Origin of the sequence: Vibrio sp. Isolate32 (assembly GCF_022397955.1) — a bacterium.
In the GTDB taxonomy this organism is placed as follows: domain Bacteria; phylum Pseudomonadota; class Gammaproteobacteria; order Enterobacterales; family Vibrionaceae; genus Vibrio.
On record NZ_JAKEUQ010000005.1, the window covers coordinates 1 to 20,407 of the forward strand.

Here is a 20,407-nt window from a genome sequence, read left to right on the forward strand (position 1 = left end):
CAGTATAACTACAAAGATTTGCTGCGGTCGTGGCGGAATTGGTAGACGCACCAGATTTAGGTTCTGGCGCCGAGAGGTGTGAGAGTTCAAGTCTCTCCGACCGCACCATTATTTAGATGTCTTAAATGATGTCATTGTTGGGCTATCGCCAAGCGGTAAGGCACCGGCTTTTGATGCCGGCATTCCCTGGTTCGAATCCAGGTAGCCCAGCCACTATTTATAACTCCTTGCTAATAGCAATGAGCACAACGTTTTATTGAGTTACCAATACTCAGTATAACTACAAAGATTTGCTGCGGTCGTGGCGGAATTGGTAGACGCACCAGATTTAGGTTCTGGCGCCGAGAGGTGTGAGAGTTCAAGTCTCTCCGACCGCACCATTATTTAATAATGAATAGATTAGATTTATTATTGGCTACTTAGCTCAGTTGGTTAGAGCACATCACTCATAATGATGGGGTCGCAGGTTCAAATCCCGCAGTAGCCACCACCTTTTTCTTTTGAAATAGAAACACAACGTCTTATTGAATCACCAATATTCAGTATGACTACAAAGATTTGCTGCGGTCGTGGCGGAATTGGTAGACGCACCAGATTTAGGTTCTGGCGCCGAGAGGTGTGAGAGTTCAAGTCTCTCCGACCGCACCATCATTAAATAGAACCCAGCTTTTTAGTTGGGTTTTGTTTTATCTGGAATATGTAAATCTGATAACCACGTCACCAAGTATTTCTCCCTATTTAATCACTTCATGACTTTTTTATAAGACAATGTCTGCTCCATTTTCTAATTGAGTATGACGCCTTATGAAAAACCTCACTTTAACGATCGGTTGCTACACAGACACTCCCAGTAAAAGCCAAGGCGTGTATCTGGCTCAGTTAGACTTGGAAAGCGGTAAACTATTACCTATAGAGCTCGTTACAGAGTGTGCTAACCCATCTTTTGTCATAGCAACAGAGCTTGGTATCTATACAGCGTCTGAAGTTGATCAGCCCAAAAAACCACAGCTGATTCATATACCTAGCCCTAACTCAAAGACGGTTAAGAACTCCGGCACTATCGCTGGCGATCACCCTTGCCACATCGCAATTGATCCTAGCCACAAATTTGCTATTACGTCTCAATACTCATCGGGCTCATTCGATATTTTTAGTTTAAGTATCAATGGCAATATCGATAAGCGACTCAAAACGATTACTATGGTGGGTTCAGGGCCAAATAAAGAGCGTCAAACAGCGCCACATGCTCATCAATGTCTGTTCTTACAAAACTCACCACAATTTGTCACCGTCGACCTTGGCGCTGATCGAATCAACTTCTATTGCTTTGATGAAGAGCAGGAAGAGTTTCTAGACGAACCGATGCAATCCGTTAAAGTCCCTGCGGGCAATGGACCTCGTCATCTTGTATTCAACAAAGATGAAGACAAAGCCTATGTGATCTGTGAACTCTCTGAAACGATACTGATGATGGAGAAAACTCTTGGGAACTGGAGTATTGTCGAAGAGATCGACGCGCTGCCAAATATGGAAAAAGGAGAGGCTACCGCTGCAATAAAACTATCACCGGATGAGCAATTCCTCTATGTCTCTTGTCGACATCAATCAATGATCAGTTGCTTCAGAATCGAGCCAACAACGAAAATGCCTATATTTATTAATAGCTATGATACCGAAGGCAATTTCCCTCGTGATTTTCATATTACTCATGATGGTGAATGGCTTATCGCCGCAAACCAGCACTCTAATAACATCACGTCATTCAAACGAAATACTGAAGACGGCTCTCTGGTTTACACGGGCTACTCATTAGAACTAGATAAGCCCGTTTGTGTCACACAGCAGCGATAGACCTCATCGAATACAAAAAAAGAGAGCATTAGCTCTCCTTCTCTTTCTAAACTCTCTGAAACAGTCAATTAAAGGCCTAAGGCATACTTCAGTACTTGGGCTTTAATCGGCCCTGAATTCTCTGCTAGCTTGAGTGCAGCATTACGCACAAACTTAAGTGGGCCGATATCATTACTGAACGTCTTATAGAAGAAATCCATACCGCTTTGCATCACTAAGTTGTCACCTCTTCTCATCACCTCGTAGCGTCTTGCTACAGAATGATTTAATTCACCCTTTTCTTGAGTGACATCCAACAATACCGATACATCTTTGAAGCCCAAGTTTACACCCTGCCCTGCCAATGGGTTGATCGTATGTGCAGAGTCCCCGACTAGAATACAGTTGTTCTTCGAGTATGATTGAGCATGACGTCGTGTCAGTGGAAAAGAGCCCGAATTCAAGACTTTGATATAACCTAACTCTTTAGGGAAGTGAGTAAGTACTTCGTTACGCAGTTTTTCAGGGGACATTGCTGACAATTGCTTAATACGAGATAGCGAGTCATACCAAACCAATGACCCCTGCCCGACTTCTTGATCTCCAGAGGTTAGAGAACACAAAGGCAAAAATGAACGAGGGCCACTTGGTAGAAATTGCTGCCAAGTAATATCTTGCTGAGAAAGCTCGGTTTCGACATTGATAAGCATGCAGTGTTGTCGATAATCCCAAGCCGTAATACCAATTCCAGCCTGTTGTCTAACAGCAGAATTAGCGCCATCAGCACCAATGATCCATTTCGCCGATAACTCAACACCAGATTGAAGCTTAACGATATTGGTTTCACCAAACTCAATCTCATCGAGCTTTTCTGGACATAACAGTTCAAGATTGTCGTAGGCATCAAATTGAGACCATAAACCTAATTGAATGAGTCTGTTCTCAACGATATAGCCCAAACGAGGGAGGTTCAGTGATGCAGCATCAAATCGAGTACGACACTCTGGGTGTTCCCACGTCTCTAAACGCTTATAAGAACACACTCGCATCGCTGCAATACTTTGCCATGCACCAAGATCGTCAAGTAAATCGACTGACGCTTGAGAAATCGCTGACACACGAATGTCCATCGCTTGCGACTCATCAAAAGGTTGTGGGGCAAAACCTTCGATCACCGCAACACTCAGCCCTTGCTTCGCAAAACCGATTGCTGTTGCTGCACCAACCATGCCGCCACCGACTACCACAATATCGTAACTGTTCATATTTTGTACTTATCAGTTTGATTCTTTGACTGTTTTTGATTGTACTTTTTCATAACTAACTTGTAACCAAAAACCTTATTCTAAAAAAGGGTTATCCCTTATGGCATATGGCGTTCACGATAATAAAAACCACTACATAAGAGATTTGTTCAGACTACTAGTCAGTCGGTTTTGAAACCAGTACAATACGCCGCTTGCCGCTAGAGCCTGTCATAAAATTGAATACCGAATTATGACAAACAGGGCTAGTGGATGAATAATGGGCGATTTGCTCCCTTAAATTAAACTAACGATCGAGCGAACATATAATGAGTAAGAAACTGCTAATTAAAACTTGGGGCTGTCAGATGAATGAATATGATTCATCAAAAATGGCCGACCTGCTTAACGCTGCAAATGGCTATGAGCTCACTGAAGTACCTGAGGAAGCAGACGTACTACTATTGAATACTTGTTCTATCCGCGAAAAAGCGCAAGAGAAAGTATTCCACCAGCTTGGTCGTTGGAAAACGCTTAAAGATAAAAAAGAAGGTGTGGTGATCGGTGTGGGTGGCTGTGTAGCGACTCAAGAAGGTGATCACATTCGTCAACGTGCACCTTACGTAGACGTTATCTTTGGCCCACAAACACTGCACCGTCTTCCAGAGATGATCAAATCTTCTCTATCAAACGAAGCGCCAGTGATGGACATCTCTTTCCCTGAGATCGAAAAGTTCGATAGCCTACCAGAGCCTCGTGCTGAAGGTGCAACGGCATTCGTTTCTATCATGGAAGGCTGTTCTAAGTACTGTACTTACTGCGTGGTACCTTACACTCGTGGTGAAGAAGTTAGCCGTCCAATGGACGATGTACTGTTCGAAGTTGCTCAACTTGCAGAGCAAGGTGTACGTGAAGTTAACCTGCTAGGTCAAAACGTAAACGCATACCGTGGTCCAACTCACGAAGGTGATATCTGCACATTCGCAGAGCTGCTTCGTCTTGTGGCTTCTATCGATGGTATCGACCGTATTCGTTTCACCACAAGCCACCCGCTTGAGTTTGGTGATGACATCATCGCAGTATACGAAGATACACCTGAGCTTGTGAGCTTCCTTCACCTACCAGTACAAAGTGGTAGTGACCGTATCCTTACAATGATGAAACGTCCTCATACTGCTATCGAGTACAAGTCGATTATTCGTAAGCTTCGTAAAGCGCGTCCTGACATTCAAATCAGTTCTGACTTTATCGTTGGTTTCCCTGGTGAATCTAACCAAGATTTCCAAGACACTATGAAACTGATCAAAGACGTTGATTTCGATATGAGCTTCAGCTTTATCTTCTCTCCTCGTCCGGGTACACCTGCTGCAGACTACCCATGTGACGTGCCTGAGCAAGAGAAGAAAGATCGCCTATACGAACTACAACAAACGGTGAATACGCAAGCAATGCGCTACTCGCGCCTAATGCTTGGTACAGAGCAACGCGTATTGGTTGAAGGTCCATCGAAGAAGAACCTAATGGAGCTCCGCGCTCGCACTGAAAACAGCCGTGTTGTTAACTTTGAAGGTTCTGCTGATCTTATCGGCCAGTTCGTAGACGTGAAAATCACAGAAGTATTTGCTAACTCACTACGTGGTGAAGTAGTGCGTACTGAGAAAGACATGGATCTTCGCAGCGTGATCTCGCCAACTCAAATGATGGCGAACACAAAACGTGAAGACGAGCTAGGTGTAGCGACATTTACGCCATAAGCGAAACATCTAGGTTCAGCAAAAAGCTGACCAACAAAGCTTGAAATTACCTAACTAAGTGACCATCTTAGAAATAGGGAAATCGCCACTAGAAGCCCGGTCCCAATCGGGCTTCTTGCTCTTTGTTTGTCGAAAAGAGTGGTGGCACAAAATGAGAGGCTAATTTGAGCAATAAAATCGTTACCCTAGAAATCAATCTAGAACCCGCAGATAACCATCGCCTTGCAAGCCTTTGTGGCCCATTCGATGACAACATCAAACACCTTGAGCGCCGTTTAGGTGTCGAGATTAACTACCGCAGCAACTTCTTCACTATTGTTGGTAAGCCTCACACGGCTGCTGCTGCACTCGATATTGTTAAGCGCCTGTATGTTGAATCTGCTCCGGTCAAAGGCACGATTCCAGACATCGAGCCAGAACAAATTCACTTGGCTATCAAAGAGTCTGGTGTTTTAGAACAGAATGTAGAGTCTGATATTGAACACGGCAAAGAAGTGTTCATTAAGACCAAAAAAGGCGTCATTAAGCCGCGTACACCAAACCAAGCACAATACCTAATGAATATGGTGACGCATGACATCACCTTTGGTATCGGTCCTGCTGGTACCGGTAAAACGTATTTAGCTGTCGCTGCTGCAGTAGACGCATTAGAGCGCCAAGAAATTCGTCGCATTCTATTAACGCGCCCTGCAGTTGAAGCGGGTGAAAAGTTAGGTTTCCTGCCTGGTGACTTAAGCCAAAAAGTAGACCCATACTTGCGTCCACTTTACGATGCACTTTTTGAAATGCTGGGCTTTGAACGTGTTGAGAAACTGATTGAGCGTAACGTGATTGAGGTTGCACCTCTTGCTTACATGCGTGGTCGTACACTGAATGACGCGTTTATCATTCTTGATGAGAGCCAGAACACAACTGTTGAACAGATGAAGATGTTCCTAACTCGTATTGGTTTCAACTCTCGTGCGGTAATCACAGGCGATATCACGCAAATCGATTTACCTCGCGGTGCAAAATCTGGCTTGCGTCATGCGACCGAGGTTCTAAGTGAAGTCGATGACATCAGCTTTAACTTCTTTATGTCTGAAGACGTAGTTCGTCACCCTGTGGTTGCTCGTATTGTTAACGCTTACGAAAAATGGGAAGCGAAAGACCAAAAAGAGCGTAAAGAGTTTGAGAAACGTAAACGTGAAGATCGCGAAGCAAAACTTCTTGAGGCTCAGCAAGCGGTTACGACACAATTAGCAACACAAAATAGTTCTGTGATTGCAGAACAAGGTGATAAATAGATGTCTATAGAGCTAGACCTACAATTAGCGGTCGAAAATGAGCAAGGTCTTCCAACAGAGCAGGACATTCAGCTTTGGTTGGACAAGACTATACCTCAGTTTCAAAAGAGCGCTGAGCTTACTATCCGTATCGTAGATACAGAAGAAAGCCACCAACTAAATCATGAATATCGTGGTAAAGACAAGCCAACTAACGTGCTTTCTTTTCCATTCGAGGCTCCTCCTGGGATCGAGTTAGATCTTCTAGGTGACCTCATTATCTGTCGCCAAGTTGTCGAAAAAGAAGCAGAAGAGCAAAATAAGCCTCTGCTAGCACACTGGGCTCATATGGTTGTACATGGCAGTCTGCATCTGCTAGGTTATGATCATATCGAAGATGATGAAGCTGAAGAGATGGAGTCACTCGAGACAGAAATCATGCAAGCTATAGGGTTTGAAGACCCATATATTCTAGAAAAGTAAATCGATTCTAGTTACGTAGATTGCAGAGAAACAATAACTCATCGAACCTGTATTTTTCAGGAATCTGAGTTGTGATGTGTGCTATCACACTTCTGATAGCGTTATTTTTTGAGAAATCATGAACGAAGGTAACCCCCCCACTTCTGAGGGAAGTAAAAAATCTGAAGGTCCGAGTAGAAAGTCCTTCTTTGAACGCCTAGGCCAACTATTTCAAGGCGAGGTAAAAGACCGCCAAGAGCTCGTCGATGTAATCCGCGACTCAGAAATTAATGACCTAATTGACCACGACACTCGCGACATGCTCGAAGGTGTTATGGAAATTTCAGAGATGCGAGTGCGCGATATCATGCTGCCTCGCTCTCAAATGGTTACAGTAGAACGCACCGATGATTTAGATACATTGATTGCGCTTATTACTGATGCTCAACACTCTCGCTACCCAGTGATCAGTGAAGATAAAGACCATGTTGAAGGCATTCTATTAGCGAAGGACCTACTTAAGTATTTGGGTTCAGAAAGTGCCCCATTTGATATCGAACAAGTGATTCGCCCTGCGGTTGTTGTTCCTGAAAGTAAGCGTGTTGATCGTCTACTTAAGGAGTTCCGTGAAGAGCGTTACCACATGTCTATCGTTGTTGATGAGTTTGGCGGTGTCTCTGGCCTAGTAACCATTGAAGATATCCTCGAAGAAATCGTTGGTGAAATTGAAGACGAGTTCGACGATGAAGAAGAGTTGGATATCCGTAAGCTGAGTAAGCATACCTTCTCTGTTAAAGCTTTAACCACCATTGAAGAGTTCAACAACACGTTTGACACTGCTTTCAGTGATGATGAAGTGGATACAGTAGGTGGCATGGTTATGACAGCCCTCGGTCATCTGCCAGTTCGTGGCGAAATTGTAGAAATCGAAAACTACCATTTCAAAATAACATCAGCAGATAATCGTCGCGTGATTCAGCTACAGGTAACCATCCCTGACGAGCAGCCTCTTCCGACTATCGAAGAATAACCACTTCTCTCTAAAGAGATGACAGAAATTAGATGACTAAGACTTTTATTCATCGCCTATTACGGCCGCTTGCGGCCGTTTTTGTTGGCGCTATAACCACCCTCTCGTTCGCTCCATACTCAATTTGGCCTCTTGCCATTCTCAGCCCTGCTTTATTGCTGCTACTCGTTCACAACCGCTCTCCTAAAAGCGCGCTTTGGATTGGCTATGCATGGGGCCTAGGTCAGTTCACTACAGGAATCAGCTGGGTATACGTCAGTATTGACGGCTTTGGCGGTATGCCACTAGCAGCCAACCTATTTTTGATGGCACTGCTTGTTGGCTACCTAGCTGTTTATTCAGGGCTATTTACCTGGAGTTTGAACAAGTTCTTCCCTGCTAATAATTTAAGCCGATTCTTCCTAGCCGCTCCGGCACTATGGTTGATCAGTGATTGGCTTCGCGGTTGGGTAATGACAGGCTTCCCATGGCTATGGTTGGGCTACAGCCAAATCGACTCTCCGTTAGGCTCTTTCGCACCAATTGGTGGTGTCGAGTTAGTGACTCTTGCCATTATCGTTTCAGCATCCGCGTTTGCTTATGCGGTTATTAACAGAGCCTGGAGCATCGCTGTTATTCCTGCAGTCGTATTTAGTACTGGCTTTGGTATTCGCAACATCGATTGGGTAACACCGAATCCTGAAAAAACCACCTCCGTGGTGTTGATTCAAGGTAATGTTGACCAGGACAGCAAATGGCTGCCAAGTCACCGCTGGCCGACTATGATGAAATACACTGACCTAAGCAGGGAAAACTGGGATGCAGATATCATCATCTGGCCAGAGGCCGCGATCCCTGCTTTTGAAGTCGAGATACCCTCTTTCCTACGCAACTTAGATAGCGCAGCTAAGATGAACAACAGTTCCATCATCACAGGTGTACTGAACCAGTCTGAAGATAAGAAATACTACAACAGCATTCTTTCTCTTGGTGTTAACCCATATGGTGAATACAGCTACGACCCAGACGAGCGCTACCACAAACATCACCTATTACCATTTGGTGAGTTTGTACCGTTTGAAGATATATTGCGCCCATTAGCACCGTTCTTTAACTTGCCAATGTCATCGTTCAGTCGTGGCGATTTCATCCAGCCAAACATTGTTGCTAACGGTCGTCATCTAGCGCCAGCTCTGTGTTATGAGATCATCTTTAATGATCAAGTAAGACAGAATGTGACAGACGATACGGACTTTATTCTAACGCTCTCTAACGATGCATGGTTTGGCCGTTCAATTGGACCATTACAACATATGGAAATCGCGCAAATGCGTGCCCTAGAACTTGGTAAGCCGCTAATTCGCTCAACCAACAACGGTGTGACAGCGGTGACGGACTACAAAGGCAATATCATCAAGCAAATACCTCAGTTTGAAACGGCAGTTCTGAAAGCCGAGCTTGTTTCAACAGATGGCCAAACTCCTTACCGCGTGGTCGGTACTTGGCCATTGTATATTTGGATACTACTAAGCTTGGTAATTGGCTGGATTGTGAGAAAACCAAAAAGTTAGGTTCAAGTTCGACGTAAAATAACTTGGAGGGTTGGCCGTTTGGTCAACCCTTTTTGTTTATGTCGTATTTGGGGAGGTTTACGGCTTCAGTGCTTTGCGACTAAACCCTTTCGAGCCACACTTAATACACGGGATGATAGTCGTTGGATGGTTATATTCAGTTTGATGACCACACTCATCACAGACAAGCGTACCCAAGCCAATCACTTCGCCTGCTTGGTACAAGCCTTGGTGCTCTAAATCTTGGAACAGCTCGACCCATTCTACTTTAGTGCGATCGGTAATATCGAGCAGCCCCTGCCAAATAGAGTCAGCAATCATCAGATAAAATGGACCGCTTTTGCTCTCTTCGTAGCTCTCAGAAAACTCTTTCAAGTCTGACTTCACATAGGCCGAGATCAGCGATAGCTCATCTTTGGTCATGTCATTGGCGGCTTTCGCATATTTGCCTGATGTTTCGATTTTGTTGTTGAGCTCTTCAGGACTATGCTTCAGCGTTTCAATAACCTCTTCAACCACTTCTTCATAGAGTGCTTTTTTCTTCGGCATAACAACCTCCTTAAGATAACCAACGTTATAGTGAGTAAACGAAGTTCTACAACGCTCCCTCGCTCACAAACAAATGCAATTCATACTCTTAAGTATAGTTGCCCTGCGAAATTCAGTGAAAATTACGCCATCTACAAGTCAGCAACTGCAAGTATGAAGGGTATAACTATTGTTGTACTAAGCTCCTTTAGGTATTCTATGACGATCTGTAAGATTCTGTTCTAACCGAACTCACAAATTCCAAGATAACCGGATACCATCGATGCAAGAACAATATAACCCGCAAGAGATTGAACAAAAGGTTCAACAACACTGGGATAACAGCGAAACTTTCGTTGTAAGTGAAGACCCAAACAAAGAAAAATTCTACTGTCTTTCTATGTTCCCGTACCCAAGTGGCCGACTGCACATGGGTCACGTGCGTAACTACACCATCGGTGATGTGGTATCTCGTTTCCAACGTCTACAAGGCAAAAACGTAATGCAACCAATCGGTTGGGATGCATTCGGCCTACCAGCAGAAAACGCAGCTGTAAAAAACAACACAGCACCTGCACCATGGACTTACGAAAACATCGAATACATGAAAAACCAGCTTAAGCTTCTTGGCTTTGGTTACGACTGGAATCGTGAATTCGCAACATGTACACCTGAATACTACCGCTGGGAACAAGAGTTCTTCACTAAGCTTTACGAAAAAGGCCTAGTGTACAAGAAGACCTCTTCTGTTAACTGGTGTCCAAACGACCAAACTGTACTAGCAAACGAGCAAGTAGAAGACGGTTGCTGCTGGCGTTGTGATACTCCAGTAGAGCAAAAGAAAATTCCACAGTGGTTCATCAAGATCACTGAGTACGCTCAAGAGCTACTAGATGACCTAGACAACCTTGACGGTTGGCCTGAAATGGTTAAAACCATGCAACGCAACTGGATCGGTCGCTCTGAAGGTGTTGAGCTATCTTTCGCTGTTAACGGTGAAGAAGCGCCGCTAGAAGTTTACACAACTCGTCCTGATACGCTAATGGGTGTGTCTTACGTTGGTATCGCTGCAGGTCACCCTCTTGCAGAGAAAGCATCGAAGAACAACCCTGAGCTTGCTGCATTCGTTGAAGAGTGCCGCAACACTAAAGTTGCTGAAGCTGAACTAGCAACGATGGAAAAGAAGGGTATGGATACTGGCCTAACGGCTATCCACCCTCTTAACGGTCGTGTTGTTCCTGTATACGTAGCAAACTTCGTACTTATGGATTACGGCACAGGCGCGGTAATGGCGGTTCCAGCTCATGATCAGCGTGACTACGAGTTCGCAACTAAGTACGGCATCGATATCATTCCAGTAATCAAGCCAGAAGATGGTTCTGAGCTAGATGTATCAGAAGCAGCTTACACCGAGAAAGGCGTACTGTTCGACTCTGGTGAGTTCGATGGTCTTGCTTTCCAAGAAGCATTCGACGCAATTGCTGCGAAGCTAGAAGCTGAAGGCAAAGGTAAGAAAACAGTAAACTTCCGTCTACGTGACTGGGGTGTATCTCGTCAACGTTACTGGGGTGCGCCAATCCCAATGGTAACGACTGAAGATGGTGAAGTTCACCCAGTACCAGCAGACCAGCTACCAGTGATTCTTCCTGAAGATGTGGTAATGGATGGTGTGACTAGCCCAATCAAGGCTGACAAGTCTTGGGCAGAAACAACATTCAACGGCGAACCTGCTCTACGTGAAACAGACACGTTCGATACGTTCATGGAGTCTTCTTGGTACTACGCTCGTTACTGTTCACCACAAGCTGACGATATCCTAGATCCAGAAAAAGCGAACTACTGGCTACCAGTAGACCAGTACATCGGTGGTATCGAGCACGCTTGTATGCACCTACTGTACTCTCGTTTCTTCCACAAACTGCTACGTGACGCTGGTTACGTAACGTCTGACGAACCATTCAAGCAGCTACTATGTCAAGGCATGGTACTAGCAGACGCGTTCTACCACGAAAACGAGAAAGGCACTAAAGAGTGGGTTGCTCCTACTGATGTTGCTGTAGAGCGTGACGGTAAAGGCCGTATCACTTCTGCGAAAGACAACCAAGGCCGTGACGTTGCTCACTCAGGCATGATCAAGATGTCTAAGTCGAAAAACAACGGTATCGACCCACAAGAGATGGTAGACAAGTACGGTGCTGACACAGTACGTCTATTCATGATGTTTGCATCACCTGCAGACATGACTCTTGAGTGGCAAGAGTCTGGTGTTGAAGGTGCAAACCGCTTCCTTAAACGTGTTTGGAAACTGGTTCACGCTCACTCTTCTAAGGGCGCAGCTGAATCTGTTGACGTTGCAGCACTTTCTGGTGACCAAAAAGCACTTCGTCGTGATGTTCACAAGACTATCTCGAAAGTAACGGACGATATCGGCCGTCGCCAAACTTTCAACACGGCGATCGCTGCGATCATGGAACTGATGAACAAACTGGCGAAGGCGCCTCAAGAATCAGCACAAGATCGTGCAATCCTTGACGAAGCACTGAAAGCAGTGGTTCGCATGCTTTACCCAATGACTCCTCACATCTCTTACGAAATGTGGATTGCTCTTGGTGAATCAGATGTTGACTCAGCAACATGGCCAACATTTGACGAGAAAGCACTAGTTGAAGACGAGAAGACAATCGTTGTTATGATCAACGGTAAGCTGCGTGCGAAGCTAACTGTGGCAGCTGATGCAACAGAAGAGCAGGTTCGTGAGCTTGGTCTGAACGATGAGAATGCTAAGAAGTTCCTAGATGGCTTAACGATCCGTAAAGTTATCTTCGTACCTGGTAAGCTTCTAAACATCGTTGCTAACTAATCGTTGTAGACTAAAACGAACTTAATTCGTTTTTTGCAGTCTTTAGACAGGGTAATGACATTACCCTGTCTACTTATTTAAACGCTTTACTTTCAGTGACTAACCTCACTTCAACAAGCTAAAGCCTTTAAATAAGTATTCTACCTTCATGAGAGCCATCAAATAATGCGCCTGATTTCACTATCTTCATTGAAAGTTACTATTGTTGTTCTAACCGTTAGCCTACTCAGTGCCTGTGGTTTTCACCTGCGCGGTGACTACTCGGTACCAGAAGAACTCAACAAGATCTCGGTAACCAGTTACGACCAATACAGTACGTTCACGCGTATGATGAAGAGCCAGCTTCGTATGAGTGATGTAGAAATTGTGCCACCTGCAGAAAATACCCCTAACCTGCATATCATTACTGAAAGCGTTGGTGAAAGAACACTATCCCTATACCAAAATACTCGTGCCGCTGAGATTGAGCTCACGTTCTACGCATCATACCGTGTAACGATTCCTGATCTTGGGTCAAAAACTTTCTCAACGAGTGTTACCCGCAGCTACCTAGATAACCCATTAACAGCTCTCGCTAAGTCGGTTGAACGCGACATGATCGAAGACGAAATGCGCAAGCTAGCAACTAGCCAAATCCTTCGCCAGATGGCTCGCCTAAAAGCTAATATTGCTGCAGACAGTATGGATCTTGAAGCGCTAGAACACGTTCAAGTTAAAGAGCTTGAGAAGCAATACAACATCAAGAATGTTGAGATTGACGACGTTGAAATCGAACCAAACACAAAAGAACAATCAGAGCTCAGCGAATCTGCTCAATAATAGGTTTATTTGATGCGTATTTTTGCTGACCGCTTACCTGAACAACTTGCTAAACAACTGAGTAACGTTTACCTGATTTTTGGTAACGAGCCACTACTATTGCAAGAAAGCCGAGAAGCGATTCAAAAAGCGGCTAAACAACAAGGTTTTGAGGAGCGTCACCGCTTTGCGATTGATAACAGTATGGACTGGAACCAAGTCTATGACTGTACTCAAGCACTAAGCCTGTTTTCTAGCCGTCAAATCATTGAGCTTGAGCTACCAGAGTCAGGCGTGAATGCCGCAATAGCCAAAGAACTGTTGGCTATCTCTGAGCATATCCACAACGATATCTTGCTAATTCTTGTTGGCACCAAACTGACAAAAGCTCAAGAAAACGCTAAGTGGTTTAAAGCACTCTCTAACCAAGGGCATTGGGTAAACTGCCTGACGCCTGATGTCAGCAGGCTACCTCAGTTTGTTCAAGCACGCTGCCGTCAAGTCGGTTTGTCGCCAGATCCTGAAGCTATCCAGATGCTGGCGCAGTGGCATGAAGGCAACCTGTTTGCACTCACACAAAGCCTCGAAAAGCTGGCACTTCAGTATCCCGATGGAAAGCTAACCTTAGTACGCTTAGAAGAGTCTCTGAGCCGCCACAACCACTTTACTCCATTCCATTGGAGTGATGCCCTATTGGCAGGGAAAGGGAATCGAGCACAGAGGATTCTCAGACAACTCGAAGCTGAAGGTGTCGAACCGGTTATTCTGCTGCGAAGCGTGCAAAGAGAGCTTGCGTTACTACTGCAAATGCAGCAACAAATGAAACTCATACCGATCGGTCAAGTTTTCGAAAAACATCGTATCTGGCAATCGAAAAAGCCGCTTTATAACGCCGCGCTAACACGAGTTTCGATTTCTCAATTACACTCACTGTTTGCGTTGCTGACCCAAGCAGAATTGATAACAAAAACGCAGTATGAGCAGTCGCCTTGGCCACTAATCCATCAGTTGAGCGTTGAGTTTTGTATCCCTTCAGCTTCAATACCATCTCACGCATAAAAGCGTGTTATGATCTTAGTAGAACCAAATTCAGATTTAAGGAACACCCAGTGTTACGTGAAGAACTAAAAGACTTTCTTGCAGACAAAGCTGACGACATGAAAGCAGAATCTATTGTGACCATCGATGTAGAAGGCAAATCAAGTGTGACGGATTACATGATCGTTTGTACTGGCACATCTAAGCGCCACGTAGCTTCGATTGCTCAGCATGTTGCTGACGAAGTAAAGAAAGCCGGTCTTGAACCACTTGGTATGGACGGCCAGCAAGAAGGCGAATGGGTTGTACTAGATATGGGCACAAGCATGCTGCACGTTATGCAAGAAGAGCATCGTGAACTGTACCAACTAGAAAAACTTTGGGGCTAAACGTTGAAGATCCAGTTAATCGCGGTTGGCACGAAAATGCCGAAGTGGGTTGAAGAAGGCTTTAACGAATATAAACGCCGCTTCCCTCACGACATGCCGTTAGAACTCGTTGAAATCACAGCAGGCAAGCGTGGTAAGAACGCTGATATCGCTCGTATTCTTCAAAAGGAAGGCGAAGCCATGTTGGCTGCGGTGCCAAAAGGCAACCGAATTGTCACGCTAGATATCCCAGGAAGAAAGTGGGACACACCACAACTTGCTGAGCAATTGGAAAGTTGGAAGTTGGATGGACGTGATGTTTCTATCCTGATTGGCGGGCCTGAAGGATTAGCACCGGCATGTAAAGCGGCCGCAGACCAAAGTTGGTCTCTGTCTGCGCTTACTCTCCCTCACCCATTAGTACGCGTTATCATGGCTGAAAGCTTGTATCGAGCTTGGAGCATCACTGCTAACCACCCTTATCATCGAGAATAAGCGTTAATGTTACGTAAACGTAGCCAAATCCGTGATTACAAAGCAGAAGCACGACTATTTACTAGTCGTGCTTTTGTTGCGTTTGCAGGCATCATAGTCATGATGTCCTTGTTGGTTGTTAACCTGTACAACATTCAGGTCAACCAATATCAAGACTATAAAACTCGCTCTAACGACAACCGTATTAAGGTAGTGCCAATCGCACCAAACCGTGGTTTGATTTACGATCGAAACGGTGTACTTCTTGCCGAGAACCGTCCGGTTTTCAACCTAGAAATCACCCCCGAAAAAATCAAAGACATGGACGACACGCTTGTCCGTCTACAAGAGTTAATTGAGATCCCACCAGAGCGTATTGAACGATTTAACCGCGAGCGCCGTAATTCACGACGCTTCAAATCAGTACCCATTCTTAATCAGCTGACAGAAGAACAGGTAGCTGTCTTCTCGGTAAATCAACACAAATTCCCAGGCGTTGAAGTGACAGGTACCTTAAAGCGCTTTTACCCGTACGGTGATGTGCTTACCCACGTTATCGGTTATGTCTCTCGTATCAACGACCGTGATATGCAGCGATTGGTGCGAGAAGAAAAAGACGCCAATTACCAAGCAACCCGTGATATTGGTAAGCTAGGTATTGAGCGCTATTACGAAGATTTGCTACACGGTACAGCCGGCTACCAAGAAGTAGAAGTAAACAGCCGCGGGCGAGTTATCCGCACGCTAAAGTTTGTCCCTTCTGTTCCGGGTAAAGATATTGTATTGAACCTGGATATCAACCTTCAGCTTTACGTTCATAAGCTACTCGATGGACGCCGTGGCTCAGCAGTTGTATTGGATCCAAAAGATAATGGCGTATTGGCAATGGTTTCAAGCCCGAGCTATGACCCTAATGCGTTCGTACATGGCATTTCCTCTAAAGGTTATAACGCACTACTTCAGGATAAGAACCGCCCTCTGGTCAACAGAACCACACTTGGCATCTATCCACCAGCATCCACGATCAAACCTTTTATGGCCGTTGCAGCTTTACAAGAAGGTGTCATAACTCCAAACACCACTCGTAACGATCCTGGTTACTGGAAGATCCCTAATTCAAAAACTCGACCATTCCGAGATTGGTTACGTTGGGGACACGGTAAAGTCGATATCGTAAAAGCCATCGAAGAGTCGGTGGACACTTTCTTCTACCAGATCGCTTATGACCTAGGTATAGACCGCATATCCAAATGGATGATGATGTTTGGATTTGGCGATTACACGGGCATCGATATTTACGAAGAAAGTAAAGCCAACATGCCAACCCGAGACTGGAAAATGGCCAGACACCGTGTGCCATGGTACCAAGGTGATACGATCCCTGTAGGTATCGGTCAAGGCTACTGGACGGCCACACCAATGCAGATTGCAAAAGCGACCTCTGTGCTGGTCAATAAGGGCGAGGTAACAGCACCTCACCTATTGCGTGCCACCATTGAAAACGGTCACCCATTCGACGAGCAAGTGATGTCGGACATTGAAACTTACCCGCCACTAACAGGCGTTAAGAAGAAGTACTGGGATATCGCTCAAGAAGGTATGAAGCTGGCTAACCACGGTAAAAAAGGGACAGCCAGACGCTCATTCCAAAATATGTCTTACGTTACCGCAGGTAAGTCAGGTACAGCACAAGTCTTTGGTCTGAAAGAAGATGAAGAGTACAACGCCGATGAAATCGCTGAGCACCTACGTGACCACGCATTGTTTACTGGCTATGCACCGCTTGAAGATCCAGAGGCCGTTGTCACTATCGTTCTCGAAAATGCTGGCGGTGGTTCATCGAATGGCGGCCCAGTAGTACGACGAATTCTAGACCACATTATCCTTGCAGAAGATTATCAAAGCGAGCCAATAAAATAATGAAACTTGATCCTTCAACAGGACGAAACAGAGCCTTATTTGAAAGGCTCCATATCGATCTGCCACTCTTACTCGGCATTCTAGTTTTAATGGGCTTTGCCTTATTAATCATGTACAGCGCGAGTGGGCAAAGCCTAGCGATGATGGATCGCCAGGCGATGCGTATGGCACTGTCTTTGGGCGTAATGATCTTCTTAGCTCAGATATCACCGCGTACCTACGAGACTTTAGCCCCTGTGTTATTCGCTGGCGGCGTTATTCTGCTATTAGGCGTACTCTTCTTTGGCGAAGCCTCTAAAGGTGCACAGCGTTGGCTGAATTTTGGTTTTGTCCGATTCCAGCCCTCAGAGCTCTTAAAGCTCGCCGTGCCTTTGATGCTAGCGAGGTTTATTGGTAAGCGTTCACTACCACCGACATTCCAAACCTTGGCAATCTCGCTGGTTATGGTATTTGTACCGACTATTCTGATCGCCAAGCAGCCCGATTTAGGTACTTCTATCCTCATCGCAGCATCGGGTATCTTCGTGATATTCCTAGCAGGTATTAGCTGGAAGATAATTGCCAGTGCTGCTGTCGCCTTAGGCGCATTTATCCCAATTCTGTGGTTCTTTTTAATGCGTGAATACCAAAAGGTGCGTGTGAGAACCCTTTTTGATCCTGAATCCGATCCATTAGGTGCGGGTTACCACATCATTCAAAGTAAGATTGCGATAGGTTCAGGCGGTATCTCCGGAAAAGGCTGGCTACAAGGGACTCAATCTCAACTAGAGTTCATTCCAGAGCGCCATACTGACTTCATCTTTGCGGTTATCGCTGAAGAATGGGGCATGATAGGTATCTTGTTCTTACTTGCGATCTACCTATTCATTATTGGACGTGGTTTGTACTTAGCAAGCCAAGCGCAAACGGCCTTTGGTCGAATGATGGGCGGCAGTATTGTACTGAGCTTCTTCGTTTATATTTTTGTAAATATTGGCATGGTAAGTGGCATTCTACCGGTTGTAGGTGTACCTCTTCCTTTAGTGAGCTATGGCGGTACCTCTATGGTTACCCTAATGGCTGGTTTTGGTATTTTAATGTCGATCCACACACATAGAAAAGCATTCTCAAAGGCGACCTAATCGATGTCTATTACAACGTTTTCAAAAAAAGCATCCTTGGTTGATGAGCTGCCAATCAAAAAAGTAGTCTCAATTCTGGGCTTAGCGATCTTAATCAATGGCTGTGCTTCTCAGAAACCAACTGGTCGCTACGATATCGATTCAGATATCGCGCCTGATGCCCCTATCTCGGTCGAGCATCTAGAGGACGCGCACCCTCAATATGAGCCATACAGCCTAGGCGGTAACAGTGACTACACTCTGCGTGGTGAAGATTACAAAATCGTAAAAGAAACCGAAGGCTTCACCGAGAAAGGCAAAGCGTCTTGGTATGGCAAAAAATTTCATGGTCATTTGACGTCTAACGGCGAGATTTACGACATGTATTCGATGTCGGCAGCGCACAAAACATTGCCTATTCCAAGCTATGTAAAAGTCACTAATACCGACAACAACAAAACAACGATTGTGCGTATTAATGATCGCGGCCCATTCCATGAAGGCCGAATCATTGACCTCAGCTATGCGGCAGCTTACAAGCTTGATGTCTTAAGGACTGGCACTGCAAATGTTGAAATTCAAGTAATCAAAGTGGCGATGCCAACTGACGCTAAGAAAAAGGCAGCTTTGCCACAATTTATTATTCAAGTCGCAACATCGCAACATGAAGATAGAACGGAGAAGTTAGCCAAAGACCTCAGCGAAAAGCTAGCAGTAGCAAGCTTCTTGCAGCCAAATGATGGTCAATACCGACTAATGCTTGGGCCATTTCATGACTATGCTCTGACTCAAGAGAAATTAGAACAGGTTAAGCTGATGGGTTACCCTTCTGCTTATATCAAGAAGCACTCGCTAACTCGCTAATTAATCTGATAGTAACCTCTGGTAATCAGCGCTCTGGTGTGACAGAGTGATTCTGGTAAGATATGAATAGTTCACCAAATAATTGCATTCAAAATGATTAAATCTAATAAACTTGTTAAAACGATTTTTGCTACTTCTGTTGCGCTTTCAGCAACAATAGCTACATCGTCATTCGCTGCTCCAATTGTTGTTCCTGATGCACCACAAATCGCCGCTAAAGGTTTTGTTCTGATGGATTACCATTCAGGCAAAGTACTAGCAGAGAAAGAGATGAATACTCAACTTTCTCCAGCAAGTTTAACCAAGATGATGACGAGCTACGTAATCGGTCAAGAACTTGAGCGTGGTAACATCAACCTAAACGACGATGTTGTAATCAGTGAAAATGCTTGGGCTAAAAACTTCCCAGACTCATCTAAAATGTTCGTTGAAGTTGGCACAACGGTTAAAGTTGAAGAACTGAACCGCGGTATCATCATTCAATCAGGTAACGATGCTTGTGTTGCAATGGCTGAGCACATTGCAGGTTCAGAAGACGCATTCGTTGACCTAATGAACGCATGGGCAAGCTCTATCGGCATGAAAGACACGCACTTTGCTAACGTGCACGGTCTAGACAACCCGAACCTATACTCAACGCCTTACGATATGGCACTGCTTGGTCAGGCGCTAATTCGTGACGTTCCAGATGAGTACCGTATCTACTCACAGAAAAAATTCACTTACAACGGCATCACCCAGTACAACCGTAATGGTCTGTTGTGGGATAAGAGCATGAACGTTGATGGTATTAAAACAGGCCACACAAGCAATGCTGGTTACAGCTTAGTAAGCTCAGCAACAGAAGGTAAAATGCGCCTAGTTGCGGTTGTAATGGGTACTAAAAATGCGAACGCTCGTAAAACAGAAAGCAAAAAGCTGCTTAGCTACGGCTTCCGCTTCTTCGAAACAGTGGCACCACACACTGCTGGTGAAACTTTCGTAGAAGAAAAAATCTGGATGGGTAGCAAAGACACCGTTGCTCTAGGTGTCGACGAAGATACTTTCGTAACTCTGCCTCGCGGCCAAGCTAAAGACCTTAAAGCAAGCTTTGTACTTGAGAAAGAGCTAGAAGCGCCAATCAGCAAAGGCGATGTCGTTGGTAAACTTTTCTACCAAGTTGATGGTGAAGACGTTGCGGAATACCCACTACTAGCACTTGAAGACGTAGAGCAAGGCAGCCTATTTAGCCGCCTATGGGATTACCTAGTACTGCTATTCAAAGGCTTGTTCTAAGTAGTTCCAAAGTTTTGTTCTAAACAAAATCTAGATTTGCTAGAAAG

The 20,407-nt window shown here is 45.0% G+C and carries 17 protein-coding genes and 5 tRNA genes; 20 read left to right on the forward strand and 2 right to left on the reverse strand.

Annotated elements, in window-relative coordinates; all coding sequences use genetic code 11:
• The first annotated feature begins 23 nt into the window (after positions 1 to 23).
• The 6 genes from L1D11_RS05245 (at position 24) to L1D11_RS05270 (ending at position 1,851) form a co-directional block, all read left to right on the forward strand.
• Positions 24 to 108: transfer RNA gene (locus tag L1D11_RS05245), tRNA-Leu, on the forward strand.
• 30 nt (positions 109 to 138) lie between these two features.
• Positions 139 to 213 (forward strand) — tRNA-Gln (locus L1D11_RS05250).
• An 82-nt stretch (positions 214 to 295) separates the two neighbouring features.
• Positions 296 to 380, forward strand: a tRNA-Leu gene (locus L1D11_RS05255).
• 33 nt (positions 381 to 413) lie between these two features.
• A tRNA-Met gene (locus L1D11_RS05260) sits at positions 414 to 490 on the forward strand.
• Between the two features lie 73 nt (positions 491 to 563).
• A tRNA-Leu gene (locus tag L1D11_RS05265) sits at positions 564 to 648 on the forward strand.
• Between the two features lie 156 nt (positions 649 to 804).
• A complete protein-coding gene (locus tag L1D11_RS05270; RefSeq protein ID WP_239833686.1) occupies positions 805 to 1,851 on the forward strand; it encodes a lactonase family protein in 1,047 nt (348 codons plus the stop codon).
• A 68-nt stretch (positions 1,852 to 1,919) separates the two neighbouring features.
• Here L1D11_RS05270 and L1D11_RS05275 read toward each other — a convergent pair whose 3' ends face one another.
• Positions 1,920 to 3,095: a 2-octaprenyl-3-methyl-6-methoxy-1,4-benzoquinol hydroxylase gene (locus tag L1D11_RS05275; RefSeq protein ID WP_239862147.1), complete on the reverse strand. Its 1,176-nt coding sequence runs from the start codon at positions 3,093 to 3,095 to the stop codon at positions 1,920 to 1,922.
• Between the two features lie 308 nt (positions 3,096 to 3,403).
• Between L1D11_RS05275 and miaB the strand changes: the two genes are divergently transcribed.
• The 5 genes from miaB to lnt all read left to right on the forward strand — a co-directional run bounded on the left by miaB (position 3,404) and on the right by lnt (position 9,135).
• A complete protein-coding gene (gene miaB / locus L1D11_RS05280) occupies positions 3,404 to 4,828 on the forward strand; it encodes a tRNA (N6-isopentenyl adenosine(37)-C2)-methylthiotransferase MiaB (RefSeq protein ID WP_105059135.1) in 1,425 nt (474 codons plus the stop codon).
• A 164-nt stretch (positions 4,829 to 4,992) separates the two neighbouring features.
• Entirely contained in the window at positions 4,993 to 6,114 is a 1,122-nt protein-coding gene (locus tag L1D11_RS05285) for a PhoH family protein (protein ID WP_239862149.1), read from the forward strand.
• On the forward strand, positions 6,115 to 6,576 hold the full coding sequence (ybeY, locus tag L1D11_RS05290) for an rRNA maturation RNase YbeY (protein WP_239862151.1): 462 nt from the start codon (positions 6,115 to 6,117) through the stop codon (positions 6,574 to 6,576).
• A 118-nt stretch (positions 6,577 to 6,694) separates the two neighbouring features.
• A complete protein-coding gene (gene corC / locus L1D11_RS05295) occupies positions 6,695 to 7,585 on the forward strand; it encodes a CNNM family magnesium/cobalt transport protein CorC (protein WP_239833683.1) in 891 nt (296 codons plus the stop codon).
• 32 nt (positions 7,586 to 7,617) lie between these two features.
• Entirely contained in the window at positions 7,618 to 9,135 is a 1,518-nt protein-coding gene (lnt, locus tag L1D11_RS05300) for an apolipoprotein N-acyltransferase (RefSeq protein ID WP_239862153.1), read from the forward strand.
• 78 nt (positions 9,136 to 9,213) lie between these two features.
• Here the strand turns inward: lnt and L1D11_RS05305 are convergent, their stop codons facing one another.
• Positions 9,214 to 9,684 (reverse strand): zinc ribbon-containing protein, encoded by a 471-nt coding sequence (locus L1D11_RS05305; protein WP_061033217.1) that lies wholly within the window; start codon positions 9,682 to 9,684, stop codon positions 9,214 to 9,216.
• A 262-nt stretch (positions 9,685 to 9,946) separates the two neighbouring features.
• On the opposite strand from L1D11_RS05305, the gene leuS reads away from it, so the two are divergent.
• The 9 genes from leuS to L1D11_RS05350 all read left to right on the forward strand — a co-directional run bounded on the left by leuS (position 9,947) and on the right by L1D11_RS05350 (position 20,360).
• The gene (gene leuS, locus L1D11_RS05310) at positions 9,947 to 12,523 is read left to right on the forward strand and encodes a leucine--tRNA ligase (protein ID WP_171762063.1); all 2,577 of its coding nucleotides are present in this window, start codon (positions 9,947 to 9,949) and stop codon (positions 12,521 to 12,523) included.
• Positions 12,524 to 12,688: 165 nt separating this feature from the next.
• A complete protein-coding gene (gene lptE / locus L1D11_RS05315; RefSeq protein WP_239862155.1) occupies positions 12,689 to 13,342 on the forward strand; it encodes an LPS assembly lipoprotein LptE in 654 nt (217 codons plus the stop codon).
• Between the two features lie 12 nt (positions 13,343 to 13,354).
• The gene (gene holA, locus L1D11_RS05320) at positions 13,355 to 14,380 is read left to right on the forward strand and encodes a DNA polymerase III subunit delta (protein ID WP_239862157.1); all 1,026 of its coding nucleotides are present in this window, start codon (positions 13,355 to 13,357) and stop codon (positions 14,378 to 14,380) included.
• A 50-nt stretch (positions 14,381 to 14,430) separates the two neighbouring features.
• Positions 14,431 to 14,748: a ribosome silencing factor gene (gene rsfS / locus L1D11_RS05325; RefSeq protein ID WP_008224165.1), complete on the forward strand. Its 318-nt coding sequence runs from the start codon at positions 14,431 to 14,433 to the stop codon at positions 14,746 to 14,748.
• A 3-nt stretch (positions 14,749 to 14,751) separates the two neighbouring features.
• Entirely contained in the window at positions 14,752 to 15,222 is a 471-nt protein-coding gene (rlmH, locus tag L1D11_RS05330; RefSeq protein ID WP_004737638.1) for a 23S rRNA (pseudouridine(1915)-N(3))-methyltransferase RlmH, read from the forward strand.
• Between the two features lie 6 nt (positions 15,223 to 15,228).
• Complete coding sequence (gene mrdA, locus L1D11_RS05335) at positions 15,229 to 17,121, forward strand: penicillin-binding protein 2 (RefSeq protein WP_116870155.1); 1,893 nt, start codon at positions 15,229 to 15,231, stop codon at positions 17,119 to 17,121.
• Positions 17,121 to 18,242: a rod shape-determining protein RodA gene (gene rodA, locus L1D11_RS05340; protein ID WP_105059129.1), complete on the forward strand. Its 1,122-nt coding sequence runs from the start codon at positions 17,121 to 17,123 to the stop codon at positions 18,240 to 18,242. Before mrdA ends, rodA begins: the two co-directional genes overlap by 1 nt.
• 3 nt (positions 18,243 to 18,245) lie before the next feature.
• Positions 18,246 to 19,085 (forward strand): septal ring lytic transglycosylase RlpA family protein, encoded by an 840-nt coding sequence (locus tag L1D11_RS05345; RefSeq protein ID WP_239862159.1) that lies wholly within the window; start codon positions 18,246 to 18,248, stop codon positions 19,083 to 19,085.
• Between the two features lie 93 nt (positions 19,086 to 19,178).
• Positions 19,179 to 20,360, forward strand: coding sequence for a serine hydrolase (locus L1D11_RS05350; protein WP_081090352.1), 1,182 nt, complete (start codon positions 19,179 to 19,181; stop codon positions 20,358 to 20,360).
• The last annotated feature ends 47 nt before the right edge of the window (positions 20,361 to 20,407 follow it).

What these genes read in the sequence shown, in the direction of transcription:
- mrdA (WP_116870155.1), top strand. Translation starts at nt 15,229, where the DNA reads ATGTTACGTAAACGTAGCCAAATCCGTGATTACAAAGCAGAAGCACGA.
- L1D11_RS05305 (WP_061033217.1), bottom strand. Translation starts at nt 9,684, where the DNA reads ATGCCGAAGAAAAAAGCACTCTATGAAGAAGTGGTTGAAGAGGTTATT.
- miaB (WP_105059135.1), top strand. Translation starts at nt 3,404, where the DNA reads ATGAGTAAGAAACTGCTAATTAAAACTTGGGGCTGTCAGATGAATGAA.
- L1D11_RS05345 (WP_239862159.1), top strand. Translation starts at nt 18,246, where the DNA reads ATGTCTATTACAACGTTTTCAAAAAAAGCATCCTTGGTTGATGAGCTG.
- lnt (WP_239862153.1), top strand. Translation starts at nt 7,618, where the DNA reads ATGACTAAGACTTTTATTCATCGCCTATTACGGCCGCTTGCGGCCGTT.
- rodA (WP_105059129.1), top strand. Translation starts at nt 17,121, where the DNA reads ATGAAACTTGATCCTTCAACAGGACGAAACAGAGCCTTATTTGAAAGG.
- L1D11_RS05270 (WP_239833686.1), top strand. Translation starts at nt 805, where the DNA reads ATGAAAAACCTCACTTTAACGATCGGTTGCTACACAGACACTCCCAGT.
- L1D11_RS05275 (WP_239862147.1), bottom strand. Translation starts at nt 3,095, where the DNA reads ATGAACAGTTACGATATTGTGGTAGTCGGTGGCGGCATGGTTGGTGCA.
- ybeY (WP_239862151.1), top strand. Translation starts at nt 6,115, where the DNA reads ATGTCTATAGAGCTAGACCTACAATTAGCGGTCGAAAATGAGCAAGGT.
- holA (WP_239862157.1), top strand. Translation starts at nt 13,355, where the DNA reads ATGCGTATTTTTGCTGACCGCTTACCTGAACAACTTGCTAAACAACTG.
- lptE (WP_239862155.1), top strand. Translation starts at nt 12,689, where the DNA reads ATGCGCCTGATTTCACTATCTTCATTGAAAGTTACTATTGTTGTTCTA.
- corC (WP_239833683.1), top strand. Translation starts at nt 6,695, where the DNA reads ATGAACGAAGGTAACCCCCCCACTTCTGAGGGAAGTAAAAAATCTGAA.
- L1D11_RS05350 (WP_081090352.1), top strand. Translation starts at nt 19,179, where the DNA reads ATGATTAAATCTAATAAACTTGTTAAAACGATTTTTGCTACTTCTGTT.
- leuS (WP_171762063.1), top strand. Translation starts at nt 9,947, where the DNA reads ATGCAAGAACAATATAACCCGCAAGAGATTGAACAAAAGGTTCAACAA.